A 1,106-nucleotide genomic window follows, 5' to 3' on the forward strand; every position below is an offset into this window, starting at 1 on the left:
TAGTCCACTGAATCATTGAAATTGGCTGCATGCACTCCATATTCGAAGGTATGCACAGGATGAACTTAACGACAGACGAGCGTGACCAATTGGAGGCATTGGTCCGCAAGCGAAGCGCCAGCGCGGCCCTGACCCGACGAGCGCGCTGCGTGCTGCTTTGGGCAGACGGCGAGCGCCGGGTGGACATCCGCACCAAGCTCGCCTGCAATGATGCTTTCGTGACCCGCTGGAGCACGGCGTTTGAGCAGCAAGGGCTTGCGGGGCTGGTATCGATTCACCCCGGTCGCGCGCCTGTGCGCTCGGTGGCCAAGCTGCAAGCCCGGGTGCTCAACAGGACACTCAAGCACAAACCCAAGGATGGCTCCACGCACTGGAGCAGTCGCAAGCTGGCTGCCGAACTGGGCGATGTCTCGTTCTCTGCCGTGCAACGCATCTGGCGCAAACATGGCTTGCAGCCGCATCGGCTGGAGTGTCACCTTATCTCCAACGATCCAGACTTTGAGCTCAAAGCTGCGGATGTGATCGGCCTGTATCTGAGTCCGCCTGCTCATGCAGCAGTGTTTTGCGTGGACGAGAAGACCGCCATCCAGGCGCTTGATCGCAAAGACCGGATGTTGCCACTGGCGCCGGGTCGCGCCCAGAGCCACGGCTTTGAGTACAAGCGCAATGGCACGCTCAGCCTGTTCGCTGCGCTGAACACCGCCACCGGCGAGGTGCTGGGCATGACAGCGGCGCGACACACCAGCGAGCAGTTCGTGAGCTTCCTGGGCGATGTCATCGCCAGCCAGCCACAGGGCCGCGAGATACATGTCATCTGCGACAACGTCAGCAGCCACAAGACGGCGCTGGTGCAGGAGTTTCTCGCAGAGCATTCGAACGTGCAGATCCACTACACCCCCACCTACTCATCGTGGCTCAACCAGGTCGAGAACTGGTTTGCGCGCATCCAGCGCGACGTCATCAGCAGGGGCATCTTCACCTCGGTAAAAGACTTGGACAAGAAGCTCATGCGCTATATCCGCCACTACAACAAAGACCCCAAGCCCATCAAGTGGAAGCACGACGATCCGCAGCGCCGATACCGCCAATTTCAATGATTCAGTGGA

Annotated in this window: 1 protein-coding gene; it reads left to right on the forward strand. The window is 59.9% G+C overall.

All coding sequences use genetic code 11. From position 1 onward, the window contains the following. The first annotated feature begins 50 nt into the window (after window positions 1-50). Window positions 51-1,097 carry an IS630 family transposase gene (locus ACYZGB_RS22770; protein ID WP_462391264.1) on the forward strand — a complete coding sequence of 349 codons (1,047 nt, stop codon included), beginning with the start codon at window positions 51-53 and terminating at the stop codon, window positions 1,095-1,097. The last annotated feature ends 9 nt before the right edge of the window (window positions 1,098-1,106 follow it).

The organism is Acidovorax sp. Q11, assembly GCF_054950075.1.

What these genes read in the sequence shown, in the direction of transcription:
- ACYZGB_RS22770 (WP_462391264.1), top strand. Translation starts at nt 51, where the DNA reads ATGCACAGGATGAACTTAACGACAGACGAGCGTGACCAATTGGAGGCA.